20 protein-coding genes are annotated in these 17,270 nt (G+C 41.9%); 10 read left to right on the plus strand and 10 right to left on the minus strand.

The annotated features are described in order from the left end of the window. Positions 1-2: 2 nt before the first annotated feature. From PHU20_RS17135 to mce, 3 genes are read right to left on the minus strand one after another with little or no spacing between them, the layout of a single operon-like run. Positions 3-371: an OadG family protein gene (locus PHU20_RS17135; protein ID WP_274826631.1), complete on the minus strand. Its 369-nt coding sequence runs from the start codon at positions 369-371 to the stop codon at positions 3-5. Then, the gene (locus PHU20_RS17140; protein ID WP_274826632.1) at positions 368-1,927 is read right to left on the minus strand and encodes an acyl-CoA carboxylase subunit beta; all 1,560 of its coding nucleotides are present in this window, start codon (positions 1,925-1,927) and stop codon (positions 368-370) included. Before PHU20_RS17140 ends, PHU20_RS17135 begins: the two co-directional genes overlap by 4 nt. A gap of 29 nt (positions 1,928-1,956) precedes the next feature. Next, positions 1,957-2,364, minus strand: a complete 408-nt coding sequence (mce, locus tag PHU20_RS17145; RefSeq protein ID WP_274826633.1) for a methylmalonyl-CoA epimerase — start codon at positions 2,362-2,364, stop codon at positions 1,957-1,959. 474 nt (positions 2,365-2,838) lie between these two features. On the opposite strand from mce, the gene udk reads away from it, so the two are divergent. The 9 genes from udk (at position 2,839) to PHU20_RS17190 (ending at position 9,925) form a co-directional block, all read left to right on the plus strand. Next, on the plus strand, positions 2,839-3,447 hold the full coding sequence (gene udk / locus PHU20_RS17150) for a uridine kinase (RefSeq protein ID WP_274826634.1): 609 nt from the start codon (positions 2,839-2,841) through the stop codon (positions 3,445-3,447). Between the two features lie 5 nt (positions 3,448-3,452). Then, complete coding sequence (locus PHU20_RS17155; protein WP_274826635.1) at positions 3,453-3,791, plus strand: FtsB family cell division protein; 339 nt, start codon at positions 3,453-3,455, stop codon at positions 3,789-3,791. 223 nt (positions 3,792-4,014) lie between these two features. Beyond that, a complete protein-coding gene (locus PHU20_RS17160) occupies positions 4,015-4,788 on the plus strand; it encodes a ParA family protein (protein ID WP_274826636.1) in 774 nt (257 codons plus the stop codon). Further along, positions 4,789-5,691: a ParB/RepB/Spo0J family partition protein gene (locus tag PHU20_RS17165; protein WP_274826637.1), complete on the plus strand. Its 903-nt coding sequence runs from the start codon at positions 4,789-4,791 to the stop codon at positions 5,689-5,691. Then, entirely contained in the window at positions 5,684-6,364 is a 681-nt protein-coding gene (locus tag PHU20_RS17170) for a DUF5683 domain-containing protein (protein ID WP_274826638.1), read from the plus strand. Before PHU20_RS17165 ends, PHU20_RS17170 begins: the two co-directional genes overlap by 8 nt. A 4-nt stretch (positions 6,365-6,368) precedes the next feature. Beyond that, positions 6,369-7,070: a 4-hydroxy-tetrahydrodipicolinate reductase gene (gene dapB, locus PHU20_RS17175; protein ID WP_274826639.1), complete on the plus strand. Its 702-nt coding sequence runs from the start codon at positions 6,369-6,371 to the stop codon at positions 7,068-7,070. A gap of 91 nt (positions 7,071-7,161) precedes the next feature. After that, on the plus strand, positions 7,162-8,904 hold the full coding sequence (gene lepB / locus PHU20_RS17180; protein WP_274826640.1) for a signal peptidase I: 1,743 nt from the start codon (positions 7,162-7,164) through the stop codon (positions 8,902-8,904). A 69-nt stretch (positions 8,905-8,973) separates the two neighbouring features. After that, positions 8,974-9,609 carry a WbqC family protein gene (locus PHU20_RS17185; protein WP_274826641.1) on the plus strand — a complete coding sequence of 212 codons (636 nt, stop codon included), beginning with the start codon at positions 8,974-8,976 and terminating at the stop codon, positions 9,607-9,609. After that, a complete protein-coding gene (locus tag PHU20_RS17190; protein WP_274826642.1) occupies positions 9,602-9,925 on the plus strand; it encodes a DUF6122 family protein in 324 nt (107 codons plus the stop codon). Before PHU20_RS17185 ends, PHU20_RS17190 begins: the two co-directional genes overlap by 8 nt. Here PHU20_RS17190 and PHU20_RS17195 read toward each other — a convergent pair. The 7 genes from PHU20_RS17195 to PHU20_RS17225 form a co-directional block, all read right to left on the minus strand. Beyond that, positions 9,905-10,924, minus strand: a complete 1,020-nt coding sequence (locus tag PHU20_RS17195) for an endonuclease/exonuclease/phosphatase family protein (RefSeq protein ID WP_274826643.1) — start codon at positions 10,922-10,924, stop codon at positions 9,905-9,907. The two genes, PHU20_RS17190 and PHU20_RS17195, sit on opposite strands and share 21 nt — an antisense overlap. 2 nt (positions 10,925-10,926) lie before the next feature. Beyond that, a complete protein-coding gene (locus PHU20_RS17200; RefSeq protein WP_274826669.1) occupies positions 10,927-11,799 on the minus strand; it encodes a rhomboid family intramembrane serine protease in 873 nt (290 codons plus the stop codon). A gap of 2 nt (positions 11,800-11,801) precedes the next feature. After that, positions 11,802-12,545 carry a rhomboid family intramembrane serine protease gene (locus tag PHU20_RS17205; RefSeq protein WP_274826644.1) on the minus strand — a complete coding sequence of 248 codons (744 nt, stop codon included), beginning with the start codon at positions 12,543-12,545 and terminating at the stop codon, positions 11,802-11,804. Continuing rightward, positions 12,546-14,396: a DNA mismatch repair endonuclease MutL gene (mutL, locus tag PHU20_RS17210; protein ID WP_274826645.1), complete on the minus strand. Its 1,851-nt coding sequence runs from the start codon at positions 14,394-14,396 to the stop codon at positions 12,546-12,548. Then, on the minus strand, positions 14,396-14,695 hold the full coding sequence (locus tag PHU20_RS17215) for a riboflavin synthase subunit beta (RefSeq protein WP_274826646.1): 300 nt from the start codon (positions 14,693-14,695) through the stop codon (positions 14,396-14,398). Before PHU20_RS17215 ends, mutL begins: the two co-directional genes overlap by 1 nt. Positions 14,696-14,816: 121 nt before the next feature. Next, positions 14,817-15,299 carry a 6,7-dimethyl-8-ribityllumazine synthase gene (gene ribH / locus PHU20_RS17220; RefSeq protein ID WP_274826647.1) on the minus strand — a complete coding sequence of 161 codons (483 nt, stop codon included), beginning with the start codon at positions 15,297-15,299 and terminating at the stop codon, positions 14,817-14,819. Continuing rightward, positions 15,299-16,066, minus strand: coding sequence for a tetratricopeptide repeat protein (locus PHU20_RS17225; RefSeq protein ID WP_274826648.1), 768 nt, complete (start codon positions 16,064-16,066; stop codon positions 15,299-15,301). The genes ribH and PHU20_RS17225 overlap by 1 nt, the downstream gene beginning before the upstream one ends. A gap of 124 nt (positions 16,067-16,190) precedes the next feature. Between PHU20_RS17225 and recF the strand changes: the two genes are divergently transcribed. Continuing rightward, entirely contained in the window at positions 16,191-17,270 is a 1,080-nt protein-coding gene (gene recF, locus PHU20_RS17230; protein ID WP_274826649.1) for a DNA replication/repair protein RecF, read from the plus strand.

Genomic DNA, 17,270 nt, shown 5'->3' on the forward strand with positions numbered 1-17,270 from the left:
TTTTATCTAAGTTTTTGATGTGTGCCATAAATTTTGGAACTCCATGGGGAGTACAATTTTCTGGCTTGTTTTATGGTCAAAATGGCATTCTCATCATCATGCTGCTCATTTAAATACATATGGATGGCGGTTGAGATAACGGCCGCAACCTCCCCAGTAAAATTTTCATCGGCGGCGATGGGAATATCCTTTATCTTCTTATCCCTTCCTTTGGTTATTATCCGATAGACGTATAACATCACCGGCAAACCGAATTTAAAGAACAATGATAGGATCAACAGGGCACTGAAAACTATCAAGAGCCCTGACAACAATATAACATAACCTGTACCGATCTGGTCTACTTGCAAACTCATATTCAATAACATCATAATGGTAGGTTTGAGTGTTTTTTAGGAGGATTGACTTCTTTTTTATTGGCAAGCAATTCCAATGCCCTGATAATCCTAAAACGCGTGTTTCTCGGTTCGATGACATCATCGATAAAACCGTATTTGGCCGCTACATAAGGATTGGCGAATTTTTCGGTATACTCATCTTCTTTTTTGGTGATATACTTGCTTTTCTCATCGGCATCCTCGATCTTCCTGATATTACTTCCCTCAAGTACCTCAACGGCACCTTTGGCTCCCATTACCGCGATTTCAGCCGTTGGCCAAGCATAGTTCAAATCACCACGCAACTGTTTACAACTCATTACGTCATGTGCTCCACCGTACGATTTACGAAGCGTTATGGTTACTTTGGGAACGGTAGCCTCTCCATATGCGAACAACAATTTGGCACCATGAAGTATAATACCACCGTATTCCTGACCTGTTCCCGGCAAGAAGCCCGGTACATCTACCAAGGTAACGATAGGAATGTTAAAAGCATCGCAGAAACGTACAAAACGGGCCGCTTTACGGGAAGCTTCGATATCCAATACCCCAGCATAATATTTTGGTTGGTTGGCAACAATACCTACCGCACGTCCGTTGAACCGAGCAAAACCGACAGTGATATTACGTGCATAATTCCTGTGTACCTCGGTAAACTCACCGTTGTCTACAAGTATCGAAATCACATCAACGATATCATACGGTTGGTTCGGGTTTTCAGGAATGACCTCATTCAAGGCATCTTCCAAGCGATCTATGGGATCGTCACAAGAAATCGAAGGTGGTTCTTCAAGGTTGTTCGATGGCAAGTAACTCATCAGTTTACGGATCAACAAGATGTTTTCCTCATCGGTCTCGGCCAAGAAATGGGATACCCCGGATTTGGTGGAATGTATATTGGCACCCCCTAATTGTTCTGCGGTCACCTCTTCCCCGGTTACGGTTTTCACAACTTTCGGTCCGGTCACGAACATATAACTGGTTTTGTCGGTCATGATCGTGAAATCGGTCAATGCAGGGGAGTATACGGCTCCACCGGCACAAGGGCCTAAAATTGATGAAATCTGTGGAATGACCCCCGAGGCCATGATGTTCCTTTGGAAAATCTCGGCATAACCGGCCAAAGACCTTACCCCTTCTTGAATACGTGCACCACCACTATCGTTAAGACCTATTACAGGAACCCCGATTTTCATGGCCATATCCATGATCTTACAGATCTTCAAGGCATACGTTTCCGATAGTGAACCACCGAAAACGGTAAAATCCTGTGAAAAGACGTAAACGATCCTACCATCGATGGTACCATGACCGGTAACCACCCCGTCAGACAGGTAACGTTGCTTATCCAAACCGAACGATTTGGTCCTATGCGTCACGAACATATCGAATTCCTCGAAACTGTCATCATCCAACAAAAGATCGATCCTTTCCCTAGCGGTAAGTTTACCTTTAGCATGTTGGGAATCAATCCGTTTTTCACCACCACCTAATCTGGCTTCGGCCCTTTTCTCAATGAGTTCATTGATTTTTTCTTGATTTGCCATTCTAATCTATTTGGTTATATGATTGCTAATTATTGTTTCTTGGAACAAAGTTCTGTTAATACCCCGTGTGTGGATTTTGGATGCAAGAAACCGATATTCAAGCCTTCGGCACCTTTTCGCGATACTTTATCGATAAGTCGCACACCGCGTTCTTCGGCAGTTTTGAGGGCCTCATCGGTATCTTTTACCGCAAAGGCCAAGTGATGTATCCCTGGGCCCTTCTTCTCGATGAATTTACCGATGGGACCCTCTGGGGAAGTACTTTCCAACAATTCGATTTTGGTAGAACCGACCATAAAAAAGGCCGTCTTCACTTTTTGATCGGCCACCTCTTCTATCGCATAGCATTTAAGTCCTAAGACCCCTTCATAATACTTTATCGACTCTTCCAAGTTTTCAACTGCTATTCCTAAATGTTCAATATGGGAAATGTTCATGATTTTGATTTTTTTCTTTTGTTCGTTATCGATTATTGTTCATTGAATTCTTGAAATAAATTCGTTTTTTTTAAAATAAGCCACAAATTTAACCCCTGCCTTCCCTTGATTTCATGACGAATGTCATATAATGGACTAAAATTTTGGTTTATTTTCCTAAAATTCATTTACATACAGTTCGCCTTGGGAATCCGGGGCCGGATCATCCATACCCAGCCTACCCATTAAATTTATAAAAGGAATTCCCTATGTCCTTATTCCGAACATGAAGGAATCATTAAATATTCCACACTCAAAATTCCGTTCATAACCTCCTGTAACACAAAAGCTAAAGTATGTTTTGGGTTCCTTTAAAATACGGAAATTTCGTCACATACCCCGAATGGGGATCAAATTAACAATTAGGAAAGCGGAAGATGCCGACCAATGGGCTGGCATTTCAACCCAAATCATTATTTTTGCAAAAAAACAAACATGCTGATAATTGGGATTGCTGGAGGAACCGGCTGTGGAAAAACCACGGTGGTCAATCAAATAATCAATGAATTACCCCCTGACGAGGTCGGTGTGATTTCCCAAGATTCATATTACAACGACCTTTCCCATCTCCCTCTTGTCGAACGGAAAAAAACTAATTTCGACCATCCGAAATCCATTGATTTTGCCTTGATGGAAGAACATCTGATGGCCTTAAAATCAGGTCAATCGGTCCAGCAACCCGTTTATTCTTTCATAGATTGCAACAGAACGGAGGAAACCGTACAAACGTGTGCGCGCAAGGTGATGATCGTTGAGGGCATTTTGATATTGACGAATTCCAAAATACGCGAAATGCTCGATATCAAGATCTATGTACATGCCGATTCGGACGAGCGATTGATCAGAAGGTTGAAGAGGGATGTGAATGAACGGGGATGGAACCTCGATGAGACGTTGGACAAGTACCAATCGACCCTTAAACCCATGCATTTGCAATTCATAGAACCGTCAAAGGAATATGCGGATATCATTATCCCCAACAACAAATACAATACGGTAGCCGTTGATATCGTACGTACCATCATCTCCGAAAAATTGGTCTAAACACTATGGGATTCAAAGATCTTAAAAAGAAAAAATGGTTCACTTTCCTAACGAATATCTACGTTTTGGTGCTTACCGTTTTTGTTATTTGGATGCTTTTTTTCGATACCAACTCCCTGTTGATCCATAACGAATTGCGAAAAGAGATCAAAAATCTCGAAAAAACCCAAAAGTTCCTACGTTCCGAAATCGAAAAGGACAAAAAGATCATTGAAAAGCTTTCCGATACCAATGAACTCGAAAAATTCGCAAGGGAACAATATTACCTTAAAAAAAAGAACGAGGAAATCTATTTGATCGAATACGAGGACAGCTTAAAATCCAAAGGTGATATTGAAGACTAAGGCAGGGAGCCTCCTCAAAAAGACGGATTATCCGGTCCCCAAACACCCGGAATCCTCGAATGAAAATCACCCTCGAGTCCTTATTTAAACAGGGAAAAGCCTAAAAACGAGTAACTTTAACTCAATTTAACGGCCCCTTCTCCCGTTATTCACGTTGTGTTAACAAAATTCATTTTATAACGCCATAAATAATCGTATTTTTAACCCCTAACTTACTATTACTATGGGCAAGATTATTGCTATTGCAAATCAGAAAGGTGGGGTAGGCAAAACTACGACCACCGTAAACCTGGCCGCCTCACTGGGAGTACTGGAGAAAAAAGTACTTCTTATTGATGCGGATCCCCAAGCTAACGCTACCTCCGGACTGGGAATTGACGTTGAGGAAATCGAAACGGGGACCTATCAATTGTTGGAACATACAATGGATGCCAAGGATACCATTATCACCACGGATTCCCCGAACCTGGATTTGATTCCCTCCCACATCGATCTCGTCGCCATTGAAATAGAATTGGTGGACAAGGATGAACGGGAATACATGATGAAAAAAGCGATTATCGACCTTAAACATGATTATGACTTTATCCTAATAGATTGTGCTCCTTCTTTGGGACTATTGACATTGAATGCCTTGACCGCGGCAGATTCGGTCATGATACCGATCCAATGTGAGTATTTTGCCTTGGAAGGATTGGGCAAATTATTGAATACCATTAAAAGTGTCCAAAAAATACACAATCCTGAATTGGATATCGAAGGACTTCTATTGACCATGTTCGATTCGAGACTTAGATTGTCGAACCAGGTGGTCGAGGAAGTTCGAAAACATTTTTCCGATATGGTTTTCGATACCATTATCCAACGAAATGTAAGGTTAAGTGAAGCCCCTAGTTATGGGGAAAGTATCATAAAGTATGATGCAAGTAGCAAGGGTGCCACCAATTACCTGAATTTGGCAAATGAATTATTGAAAAAAAACAAGGAAACCGTTTAAATGGCGAAGGCAACTAAAAAACAGGCATTGGGCCGTGGACTTTCCGCATTGCTCAAAGACCCTGAGAATGATATAAAAACCGCATCGGATAAAAATGCAGACAAAGTAGTGGGCAATATCGTGGAACTCGATATTGACGCCATTGAGGTAAACCCTTTCCAACCCCGTTCCAGTTTCAATACCGAAGCTTTGGAAGAACTTGCCTCCTCCATTAGGGAATTAGGTGTGATCCAACCCATAACGGTACGAAAGCTCGATTTCAATAAATATCAGCTTGTTTCGGGGGAAAGGCGATATAGGGCATCAAAATTGGTGGGACTCGAGACCATCCCGGCCTATATCCGTATTGCCAATGACCAAGAATCGTTGGAAATGGCCTTGGTTGAAAATATACAAAGACAAGATCTTGACCCTATAGAAATTGCACTTTCCTATCAGCGATTGATAGACGAAATTCAATTGACACAAGAAAAATTGAGTGAACGTGTCGGTAAAAAAAGATCCACGATCACCAATTACATGCGCCTATTGCGTTTAGACCCCATAATACAAACCGGTATTCGGGACGGGTTTATGAGTATGGGTCACGGTAGGGCCTTGGTGAACATCGAAAAAAAGGCCGATCAAATTGCGCTATATGAAAAAATCATCGGTGAGAACCTCTCTGTCCGGGATACCGAAAAGGCTGTAAAGGCTTACCAAGAAGGAGTCGATCCGGCGAAAAAAAGTAAAAAAAGCACTGCCCCGCCCGATTTCACCAAAAAAGCCTCCCAGGAGCTAGGCGATCATTTAACTACACGGGTAACCATCAATGCTACGGAAAAGGGTAAGGGTAAAATCACGATTCCTTTCAATTCAGAAGAAGAATTCCAACGTATCAAAAAATTAATAGTAGGTGAATAAACTCCTCCTTACCTTATTATTTATCATCCTGTCTGTCCTAGCTGTTTCAGCCCAGGAAAACGACTCCATTCCCAAAACCAAAGCCCCCGATCCCAGTGCAAAAGACTCCTTGGAGGTAGAATTCAAGGAAAAAGGGATTATTGTTGAGGACGACGTTGAGGTCATAAAGGAAAAAAAGGTTATGAATCCTTTGGCCCCAAGTAAAGCCGCTTTTTATTCCGCCGTTCTACCCGGGTTGGGTCAAATTTATAACAAGAGGTACTGGAAAGTCCCCATCGTTTATGCCGCTTTAGGGGTTGGGGTATATGCCTACAAATTCAACGACGATTATTACAAACGTTTCAGGACGGCATATAAAAGAAGGGTCGCCGGCTTTACCGATGATGAGTTCTATGACATCAATGGGGATAATGCAGAAGGGGCCGACCCCGATCTGGATTTGGACGATCTGGAATACCAACAAGAAAAATATCAGGAAGATCGTGATCTATCGTTGGTAATAACCATAGCCATGTATGCTTTGAATATCATCGATGCCAATGTGGATGCACATCTAAAACAATTCAATGTGGATGATGATTTAAGTCTCGACATCGATGTACACCCCTATTTGGATCTAGATCCTATCACAAGCAACCCCAGTTATGGCGTTGCCTTTACCATAAAATTTTAAGAATATGAATATAGCTTTGTTCGGATACGGCAAAATGGGTAAGATGATTGAAAAAATCGCCTTGGATCGAGGGCACCATATTGTTGCCAAGATCGATGTGGACACCAAGGAAATCGATTTTTCCAAAATGGACGTAGCCATCGACTTTAGTATGCCATCGGCAGCATTCAAGAATATTGAACAATGTATAACCCATAACGTACCCATCATTTCCGGAACTACCGGATGGCTAAAGGATTACGACAAAGCCGTTGCCCTTTGCCAAAAAGAAAACGGTGCGTTCATTTATGCCTCCAATTATAGTTTGGGTGTGAATATTTTTTTTGAATTGAATGGGTATTTGGCCAAAATGATGCAACACCTAGACCAATATAAGGTACGTATGGAAGAAACCCACCATACCCAAAAATTGGATGCCCCAAGTGGCACCGCAATTACTTTGGCGGAAGGCATCTTGGACAATTCCAAATATAATAATTGGAGTTTGGATCAAGGCAAAGATGATGAAATCGTCATTACGGCCAAAAGGGAAAACGATGTTCCGGGAACACACCTTGTGGAATACCACAGTTCGGTAGATAGTATCGAAATCAAACATACCGCACACAACAGGGAAGGTTTTGCCCAAGGTGCGGTTATTGCCGCAGAGTGGATTATTGGTAAAACAGGGGTTTTCTCCATGCGCGATGTGCTCAACCTAGGTTAACCCAAATATAAAAGTCAGGAAAAGCCGTGATCATAAAACGGTGGATTAAATAGTAACGAGAGCGGTCAAAGACCCAAAATTTACAGATTCGATGAACGGTACCCAGTGGATTATTTTCATATTGATCATTCAAGTCATTCATTTCCTAGGAACTTGGAAATTATATGTAAAGGCAGGCAGAAAGGCATGGGAAGCTGCCATTCCAATATACAATGGAATCGTATTGATGCAAATCATCAACAGACCTAAATGGTGGGTCGTACTCCTTTTCATTCCCATAATAAACCTATTGATGTTCCCTGTAATTTGGGTTGAAACCATACGGAGTTTTGGAAGAAACAGCCTTTGGGAATCCTGGTTGGTGGTACTGACCCTGGGCTTTTACATCTACTATGTAAACTACACCATGGAGGTGAAATACATCGAAGACCGCAGTTTACATCCGACAACGGCTTTGGGAGAATGGGTGAGTTCCATCGTATTTGCTGTTGTGGCCGCCACCTTGGTCCATACCTATTTCATTCAACCCTATGTAATTCCCACAGGATCATTGGAAAAAACACTGCGCATCGGGGATTTCCTTTTTGTAAGTAAGTTCCACTATGGGGCAAGGGTTCCGATGACCACGATTGCCGCCCCTATGGTACACGATACCCTACCCGGGCTGGGCATACGTTCCTATGTGGCCGATGTAGACCCATCGACCTATAAGAATTCCATCTTGAACAAGACCCACTTGCCCTACATGCGATTACCGGGGATCACCAAAGTAGAGCGGAACGACATCGTGGTCTTTAGTTGGCCTGCGGATACGGTGTATCGCTTCTTTAAAAAAGAAAGAGGCGTAAAGAAACCCATCGACAAAAAATCGAATTATGTAAAACGATGTGTAGGTATTCCGGGGGATTCATTGGCCGTAATCGATGGTTATGTCTATATCAACGGAAAGCAAACCGTATTACCGGACCGAGCCAAACCCCAATACGATTATATGGCGTATTCGCAAAATGGGGTATCCTCCAGGTTGTTGAAGGAACTTGGCGTTTCCGATTTCAATCGCATTTATATCACTTCCCAACTTACCCAAAATCAATTGAATGTGATCATGCCCTACTTACTGGGTAGCAGAAGGTCGGCCTCCGGAAATATTGAACTGATCACGAATCACTTGGGCATTCCCACCAATGTCATCCGAAGTGCGGGATTATCCCTCAAGGAACAGACCGATAGACAACGATTGTTGACGGTTACCGAAGATTTAGCGGATAAATTAAGAAACAATACGGCGATCGATTCAGTGGTTAAAATCATTTCCCCCAAAGGGGAAAAAGGTTACAATATATTTCCCCAGGACAATGCCTATGCATGGAACAACGATAATTTCGGTCCCATCTATCTTCCTGAAAAAGGGAAGACCGTGGCCTTGGACCTTGAAGTCTTGCCACTTTATAAAAAGATCATAAAGGATTATGAAGACAATACCTTATCGGTAAACGGCAATCAAATAAGTATCAATGGCCAAGTAACCGACACCTATACCTTTAAGCAAGATTATTATTGGATGATGGGCGATAACCGGGACCATTCCGAAGACAGTAGAACCTGGGGTTATGTTCCCGAAGACCATATTGTGGGTACGCCCATATTCATATGGATGAGTATTGAAAATTTCAGGGACGGATGGCGCAATTGGAACATCCGCTGGGATCGGGTATTTACCACGGTTAATGGATCAGGGGAACCCGTTTCTTACTTTAAATACTTTATATTGGCGTTGGCAGGTTGGTTTGTTTTTGATTTTTTCAGAAAACGAAGAAAGAAAACAAATGATTGATTTAAATTGAAAACGAAAGCAACATCAAAAAACCAATTGCCTTAAAAAGCCATCAAATCAACGTGAAAAGTGAAAACACTCCTTCATCCTACCTATTTTCCCAATATAGTCACCGCTGCTATAATGGCACAAAAAGATGTACTATGGGAAACCGAGGACAATTACCAGAAACAGACCTATAGAAACCGTTGCTATATCTGTACGGATCGCGGCCGACATCTAATGAGTATTCCGGTTAAACACATTGGGGGCAATCAAGGCAGACAAAAATATAAAGATGTAAGGCTCGACAACGATTACCAATGGCAACGACAACATTGGCGTACCCTTGAAACCGCCTATCGCACTTCCCCTTTTTTTGAATTCTACGAAGATGAGCTCGCCCCGATTTACGGGAAGTCCTACGATTTTCTGATGGATTTCAATATGGACACCATACAAACCCTGAATTCATGTCTACAGATTAAAACCAGTAGTGAAAAAACGGCATCCTATGAAACCTCCTTACCAAACGGAATCGTAGACGGACGGTTTTTGGTCTTAAGTAAAAACCAACGAAGTTTCGATCAAGAACCCTATGAACAAGTTTTCGGGGATCGCCATGCCTTCATCGAAAACACCAGTGCCTTGGACCTATTGTTCAACGAAGGCACCAATGCCTTGACCTATCTCAACAATTTCAACTTGGACTTTCTAAATGCTTAGACCCCTACTACATTATGGGTTTCATTTTTTGGTCCCGATTCTCATTGCCCTCTTTTTTTTTAAGGGACGCTTTATCAAAGTGGCCATTTTTCTCCTATTGGGCATATTGATCGATGTAGACCACCTATGGGCCACGCCCATTTTTGATCCTAACCGATGCAGCATAGGCTTTCACCCGTTGCATAGCTACTGGGCCATAGCCATTTACTTCCTGTTTGTATTTTTCAAAAACACCCGAATTCTAGGGTTGGCCTTATTGATCCATATCTTGGCCGACACTTTGGATTGCATGATGTTATTCCTTCAATCGAAATGAAGCCATAATGGGAGTGTGATCGGATAACCGTACATCAAAGTTTTTGTGGGACCTGACTTCCAATTCGGGATCCGTTAAAATGAAATCGATACGAAAAGGTAAAAATTTAAAAACGTACGTTCTCCCCAAACCAAAACCCCTTTCATGAAATGAATCCTTCATATCACCTTTTATGGTATGGTATACACTGGAAAATTGGGAATTGTTGAAATCCCCACAAATGATTTTTTTATGGGCTACCTTTGCGGCATCTTCCTGCACCATATCGGCCTGCTCCTGTTGTTTTTGAAACGATTGGTTCAAACGATTCAACAGCCGGTCTGTAGCTTCCCTTTTAAAGGAACGCGGTCTTACTTGTAACGATTGGAGATGAACATTGTATACCCTCAACGTATCCTTTTCTATTAATAGATCAACAAACAAAGCATCGTTTCCGGTATCGGGAAAATTCAATGACCCCTTGGCAATGATGGGAAATTTTGAAAAAACAGTCTGCGGGCTTTTATCCGACTCATTCAGCACTACGAATTCATAAGGGTAATAGCTGAAACTCCCTTTAAGCCTACTATCAAATTCTTGCAAGCAGATGATATCCGCATTTTGTCGATTAATAAAATCGATGATCTTTTCTTTTGGAATCCGATTTTTCCTGCCTTCAATCCCACTAAATCCGTGTACATTAAAGCTCAATACTTTTATATCCCCTTCCTCAGGTTCCGAATTTGCATCAAATACCTTGATAAATGGATCTTGGCTCAAATAACCAAAAAGAAGGATCAAAAAAGGAAGGAGTACCTGTTTTTTCCCTTTTAACCCCCAATACAGAAAAAAAAGAACATTGACCAGGACTAGGTACGGTAGAAAAAGACTGGGAAAGGACAAGAAAGAAAAAATACCCCAACTTAAAAAACGTGTGATGCTTGCCAACAACATAAAAAAAGCTGCCAGGATATTTAAAAACAACATCAATTTATTGAACCTACCAAGACCTCTTCCCAAAATCAATCCTCTTTACCGGCTTGAAACAAAAAGTCCTTTTCTGCCTTCGACAGGCTTTCATAGCCCGACTTACTGATCTTGTCCAAAATGGCATCTATTTGGCGCTGATGGCTTTCTTTCTTATAAGACTTATCCGTTGTTTTGGTCTTTGTGCTCTTATAGACCGTTTTCATAGGAGCCTTTTTCTCGGTTTTTTTAAATAGATTGGCAATACCATCCACCAATTTGGAAAACCCTTCACCAATATCCCTTCCTTTTAATAATTGGGTCGCATAAACATACCCTAAAAGTGCGCCTCCGATATGTGCGAAGTTTCCTCCGGGATTCATACCCATCGACAATTGGACCAAATCCATCACAACAATGAAGGCCCCCAAATACCAGAGTTTTAGATTAAAGAAAATCAATCGGACCTCCTGATTGGGCAAATAGGCACAAATAAAGATCAATATGGCCCTAACCCCGGCAGATGCTCCTATCAAAGCCGCATTGACGGTAAAAAATGCAGGAAATACATTGTAACCGACCATAAAGAACAAGCCTCCCAAGATCACCCCTAAAAAATAAACGTTTAAAAACCGCCTTCCGTTGAACAGGTTCAAAAAGATACGCCCCACATAAAAGAGCACCAACATGTTCCAAAAGATATGCCCTAACCCTCCGTGAAAAAAAGAATAGGTGACCAATGACCAGGGCTGCATCAAAAAATCAAAGAAATCCTTGGGCAACTGAAACCATTGGACCAGCATGTCCGGGTTTGCCTGGAACAACAATGTGATCAATCCGTTAACGATGAAAACGGCTGCATTAACGACAATGAGTTTCTCCGCAACGGACAATTTGGCAAATTGATATTTTATATTCCCTGTAGTCATTTTCAATTCCAACGGTTATTATTGAATTGGTTCTTCTTCCAATACCACATCATGATAAATCCTACCAAAGCACCCCCGACATGGGCGAAATGGGCGATACCCTGCCCAAAAATACCATAACCGGTTACCCCGGAGAATAAATCGAGCCCAATCAATACCGGAATGAATATTTTCGCTTTGATCGGAATAGGCAAGAAAATAAGGAAGAGTTCACTGTTCGGATACGACATCCCAAAAGCTACCAACACCCCATAAATTGCCCCCGAAGCACCGACGGCCGGTGTATTATAGGCACTTAAAAAATTATCGATCGTACTTTTTGATGCAATATCATACCAAGACGGACTGTATTGCCCCCCTGAAATGATCTCGATTACCTGACTTTTTGCCATTCCTGAATTTACCAAGGCCTGTATCCCTTCGTTAAAATAATAATAATTGACCCCGGAATGGATAAGTCCCGCCCCGATTCCGGCAGAAAAATAAAAAAATAAAAATTTATTCCTGCCCCACATGCGCTCCAATGGTGTACCAAAGGCCCAAAGGGCATACATGTTAAATCCGATATGGGCCAATCCCCCATGCATGAACATATGGGTCACCAACTGCCATAACTCAAAATTATCATTCTTTGGGAACCAAAGTGAGAACCACTCATACATTTGATCCCCATATAAGGAGGTGGCCACGAAAAAAAGTACATTTACGATCAATAAATGCTTTATGGCATTTGTCATTCTTCCCATTTAAATAAATTTTTTATCTATATCGTTTTCTGTAATCGTAATATAAACCGGCTTGTTAAAAGGGCTCCACCTAGATTCCTTACAGGCAAACAGATCGTTTACCAATGCCAATTGGGACGCATTGTTCAACACCTCCCCGGTCTTTACGGATAATGTCTTTGCCAAGGTTTTCGCCAAAATATCGGTCTGGGAAAAGCTATCCTCGGAAAGTTCCATTTGAAAATCCGAAATCAATTGGTCCAAAACCATTCCAACCTCACTCTCCGATACCAAAGGTGGCACTCCGGTAATACGAACTTCTTCCCCATTGATATTCGAAAATACAAAACCAATACTTGTTAAGCTATCCTTTATTTCGTTTAGAATATCAATATCCGATTTGGAAAAGGATAATTGCAAAGGAAACAACAATTGTTGGCTAACCGCTTCATTTACCGTTATATTCCTTAAAAATTGTTCATAAAGCACTCTTTGATGTGCCCTACTCTGGTCAATGACCACCATTCCCGATTTTATGGTAGTTACAACATATTTCCTTCGTAATTGAAAGGTAGTGGCAATAGATTCCAATCCTTCTTGATGGGCCTCGAAAAATGATCCCGTATTCGATTCGGATTCAAATTTCACACTACTGAACCCTTCATCTTGCCCCATGTTCGAATCCAAACCAATATATAGGTTCTCCCAACCATCGGTACTTTGCTTTTTATAGCTTGCAGTACTCGGGGTTTTCGGTGTGGATTCCTTAAAAGGATTAAATGTACGGTCGACACTCACATTGGGCTGAACGACATTCTTATCCTTATAATCATAGGGTGTTTCAAGGTTTTGATCTTGTTCAAAATCCAATGCAGGAACCACATTGAACTGTCCCAAACTGTGTTTGATCGTTGAACGTAGCATGGCATATAAGGTATGCTCATCATCGAACTTCACCTCGGTTTTTGTAGGGTGTATATTGATATCAATAGATGCGGGGTCAACGTCTAAATACAGGAAATATCCGGGATAGGCATCCGATTTGATCAAGCCTTCAAAGGCCGCCAAAACCGCATGGTGTAAATACGGACTTTTTATAAAACGATTGTTGACGAAAAAAAACTGTTCCCCCCTACTCTTCTTCGCAAATTCCGGTTTGTTGATGAAACCGGAAATCCTAACCACTTGGGTCTCCTCATTTACGGGCACCAATTTCTCATTGGTCTTGCTCCCGAAAATATGTACGATCCTTTGCCTTTGGTTTGCCTTGGGTAAATTGAAAAGTTCACTGCCATTATTGTAAAAATTGAAGGCAATGCCGGGATGCGCCAGGGCTACCCGATGGAATTCATCGGTAATATGCCGTAATTCCACATGGTTCGACTTCAGGAAATTACGCCTAGCCGGGATATTGAAAAACAGGTTTTTCACCGACATCGAGGTACCTTTAGGAGCGACACAAACTTCCTGGAACTTGATTTCACTCCCTTGAATACGTATATGGGTAGCCATTTCGTCCTGTTCGGGCCTCGTCTGCATTTCAACGTGGGCAATGGCGGCAATAGAGGCCAGGGCTTCCCCCCTGAACCCTTTCGTATTCAGACTGAAAAGATCTTCCGCTTTTTGAATTTTGGATGTCGCATGCCTTTCAAAGCCCATTCGGGCATCGGTAGGTGTCATCCCAATACCATCATCGATAACCTGGATCAGGTTCTTGCCACCATCCTTGATAATAAGTTTTATGGAAGTCGCCCCGGCATCGATGGCATTTTCCAATAGCTCCTTCACTACGGATGCAGGCCGCTGCACTACCTCACCTGCTGCGATCTGGTTGGCAACATGATCCGGTAAAAGTTTAATGATATCCGCCATTATCGTTTAAAGAATATGGAGATGTCAAAATCGATTATATAAAGGAAAACCAGTATCAAAACCGCCAGGATTATTAAAAATCGAATCTTCATATTGCGGTCACCCTTTGTTTTAAAGTCATCAACGGCCGAATTGAACTTTCCTTTGATTCCCCTAGGGGCATTCACGGTACTGCGGAACTTATCGAACTTCGATTCTATCTTGAAAGGGCTTCCTTTTCCCTTATCATCATAGAAACGAGGCTTATAGTCGTACTTTCTATTTTTACTGATCCGTGTAAATTTCCTCAATATACCCATTGTTCTCAAAGTTACTTAAAATCAAAAAAAATGACGTATGCCCAATGCCAAAATTTGTTAACAGTCCGAAAATGGAAAATCGCTGGAATTGGTTTTAAAACAAGTAAATACCGGTAGAATACTATTGCCCTAAGGTGGCTATTTTAATGGCCGCGATGGCCGCTTCGGTACCTTTGTTGCCATGTATGCCCCCACTGCGGTCAATGGCTTGTTGCAACGTATTATCGGTAAGTACGCAAAAAATGACGGGCGTATCGTAAAGAACATTTAGATCCTTTATCCCTTGGGCCGTGGCACTGCAAACAAAATCAAAATGTTTGGTTTCGCCCTGTATCACGCTACCTATGGCTATTACCGCATCGACCTTTTGGGTAGTGATCATTTTCTTTGCCCCATAGGTGAGCTCAAAGCTCCCGGGAACACTCCATCGTACAATGTTCGATTTAAGGGCCCCACAATCGACCAATGCCTCAAAAGCCCCATCATAAAGTGCCTCCGTGATTTCAGCATTCCATTCAGAAACAACAATCCCAAACCGAAGGTCCTTCGCATTTGGGAGAGTCGTTTTATCGTATTCCGATAGGTTTTTATTTGCGGTAGCCATTATTTTGAGTTTTCGGCCATTGCAATATATGCATCGATGAGATTAGCGGCATCAGAAGTCGGAAATTCATCCTTGATTCTTTGAAAATACTTCAAAGCTTTGTCGTTCTGCTCTAATTCCAAGGCCGTAATACCTGATTTGTAGAGGAATTTCGGCGTAGTAAATCCGTTATCGCTATGCTTCATGGCACTCTCATAATAACCCAAGGCATCCTCAGGTTGCCCCAACTGCATAAACGCATCCCCGAGTCCACCTTTTGCAAGTGCCCCCAAAATATCATCATCGGAAGAAAAATCTTCCAAATGGGCAATCGCCTCATCATATTTATTCATTTCCAAATAAGCCATTCCAGCGGAGTAATTCGCCAAATTCGCTGCTTTAGTACCTGAATATTCATTGATGATATCCAAGAATCCGTATTTACCTTCGGCACCGTTCAAGGCAAGGGTATACAATGAATCCTTGGCCGTAGTGGAATTCAGGGCTTGTTCAAAATACTGTTGTGGATACAAAAGCTCATTGGTGGCTTCCGCCTCTTTGGGTTTTTGGACAAACTGTACATAGGCCAGGTACCCCAATACCGCAACGGCAACGATTCCTATGAAGCCAAGGATGACATTCTGGTTTTTGGAAACCCATTCCTCTGTCTTCGAAGCACTTTCATCCAGGGTGCTGAACACCTCTGCCGTTGTACTTTCCTGCTCATCGAATTTTTGCTCTTCAACTTTATTTTTGGGTTTAAATCCCTTCTTTTTATATGTTGCCATTGGTAATTTTATTAATCGCGCAAAAATAAAGTTTTTATTGAAATCCGAAGCGGTATTTATTCGTTATTTTTGATATTTTGCAAGAAACCCTTGCTCCATCATTTAAAAAATCGAGGTTCCCACAATGTTTCTCAAGAGATTATCGCTCATTAACTATAAAAATTTCGACTCCCGGACTTTTGACTTTGACATGAAGATCAATTGCTTTGTAGGTCCCAACGGAATCGGCAAGACGAATGCCTTGGATGCCATTTACCATCTAACCTTTGGGAAGGGATATTTTAATCCCGTAGCCACCCAGAACATTAGACATGGGGAAGAATTTTTCGTCATTGAGGGCGAATTCGAAAAGTCGGGCAGGGAAGAAAAAATCGTTTGCAGCCTAAAAAAGGGCATGAAAAAAACCATTAAACGAAACGGCAAGGCCTACGACCGTCTTTCTGACCATATCGGTCTTTTGCCCTTGGTCATCATCTCTCCGGCAGACCGGGACCTCATCATAGAAGGCAGCGATACCCGAAGAAAATTCATAGACGGGGTCATTTCCCAATCGGACCAGGAATATTTACAGACCCTGATCAATTACAACAGGGTGTTGGCGCAGCGCAATTCCCTACTCAAATATTTTGTCGCCAACCGCACCTTTGATGCCGCTACCCTTCAAGTGTATGACGAACAATTAAATGCCTATGGCACCGTGATCTTTAACAAACGCTTAAACTTCATCGAGGCTTTTATCCCTATCTTTATAGCACAATATAGTGCGATTTCCGGCGGAAACGAAGAGGTAATGTTAAGCTATGACAGTAAGTTGCAGGACAAAGGCTTAATGGCGTTGCTTTCCGATAGTCTTGAAAAAGACCGTGTTTTACAATATACATCCGTTGGGGTGCATAAAGACGACCTTAATTTTACGATCGCCGGTCATCCCATTAAAAAGTTCGGCAGTCAAGGACAACAAAAATCGTTCTTGATCGCGTTGAAATTCGCACAGTTCCATTTTATAAAAGAGCAGGCGAAAACAACCCCGATCCTTTTATTGGATGACATTTTCGATAAATTGGATGAAAACAGGGTGGGCCATATCGTAAGTCTTGTGGACAATGAGCATTTTGGACAGATATTCATCAGCGACACCCATGCCGAGCGCACCGAGAACATCATTAAAAACACACATCAATCGTACAAAATTTTCAAACTTTAG

Origin of the sequence: Maribacter polysaccharolyticus (genome assembly GCF_028882255.1) — a bacterium.
Classification (GTDB): domain Bacteria; phylum Bacteroidota; class Bacteroidia; order Flavobacteriales; family Flavobacteriaceae; genus Maribacter_A; species Maribacter_A polysaccharolyticus.

What these genes read in the sequence shown, in the direction of transcription:
- dapB (WP_274826639.1), top strand. Translation starts at nt 6,369, where the DNA reads ATGAATATAGCTTTGTTCGGATACGGCAAAATGGGTAAGATGATTGAA.
- PHU20_RS17205 (WP_274826644.1), bottom strand. Translation starts at nt 12,545, where the DNA reads ATGGGAAGAATGACAAATGCCATAAAGCATTTATTGATCGTAAATGTA.
- PHU20_RS17160 (WP_274826636.1), top strand. Translation starts at nt 4,015, where the DNA reads ATGGGCAAGATTATTGCTATTGCAAATCAGAAAGGTGGGGTAGGCAAA.
- PHU20_RS17155 (WP_274826635.1), top strand. Translation starts at nt 3,453, where the DNA reads ATGGGATTCAAAGATCTTAAAAAGAAAAAATGGTTCACTTTCCTAACG.
- lepB (WP_274826640.1), top strand. Translation starts at nt 7,162, where the DNA reads ATGAACGGTACCCAGTGGATTATTTTCATATTGATCATTCAAGTCATT.
- udk (WP_274826634.1), top strand. Translation starts at nt 2,839, where the DNA reads ATGCTGATAATTGGGATTGCTGGAGGAACCGGCTGTGGAAAAACCACG.
- PHU20_RS17200 (WP_274826669.1), bottom strand. Translation starts at nt 11,799, where the DNA reads ATGACTACAGGGAATATAAAATATCAATTTGCCAAATTGTCCGTTGCG.
- ribH (WP_274826647.1), bottom strand. Translation starts at nt 15,299, where the DNA reads ATGGCTACCGCAAATAAAAACCTATCGGAATACGATAAAACGACTCTC.
- mutL (WP_274826645.1), bottom strand. Translation starts at nt 14,396, where the DNA reads ATGGCGGATATCATTAAACTTTTACCGGATCATGTTGCCAACCAGATC.
- PHU20_RS17225 (WP_274826648.1), bottom strand. Translation starts at nt 16,066, where the DNA reads ATGGCAACATATAAAAAGAAGGGATTTAAACCCAAAAATAAAGTTGAA.
- mce (WP_274826633.1), bottom strand. Translation starts at nt 2,364, where the DNA reads ATGAACATTTCCCATATTGAACATTTAGGAATAGCAGTTGAAAACTTG.
- PHU20_RS17215 (WP_274826646.1), bottom strand. Translation starts at nt 14,695, where the DNA reads ATGGGTATATTGAGGAAATTTACACGGATCAGTAAAAATAGAAAGTAC.
- PHU20_RS17190 (WP_274826642.1), top strand. Translation starts at nt 9,602, where the DNA reads ATGCTTAGACCCCTACTACATTATGGGTTTCATTTTTTGGTCCCGATT.
- PHU20_RS17135 (WP_274826631.1), bottom strand. Translation starts at nt 371, where the DNA reads ATGATGTTATTGAATATGAGTTTGCAAGTAGACCAGATCGGTACAGGT.
- PHU20_RS17165 (WP_274826637.1), top strand. Translation starts at nt 4,789, where the DNA reads ATGGCGAAGGCAACTAAAAAACAGGCATTGGGCCGTGGACTTTCCGCA.
- recF (WP_274826649.1), top strand. Translation starts at nt 16,191, where the DNA reads ATGTTTCTCAAGAGATTATCGCTCATTAACTATAAAAATTTCGACTCC.
- PHU20_RS17140 (WP_274826632.1), bottom strand. Translation starts at nt 1,927, where the DNA reads ATGGCAAATCAAGAAAAAATCAATGAACTCATTGAGAAAAGGGCCGAA.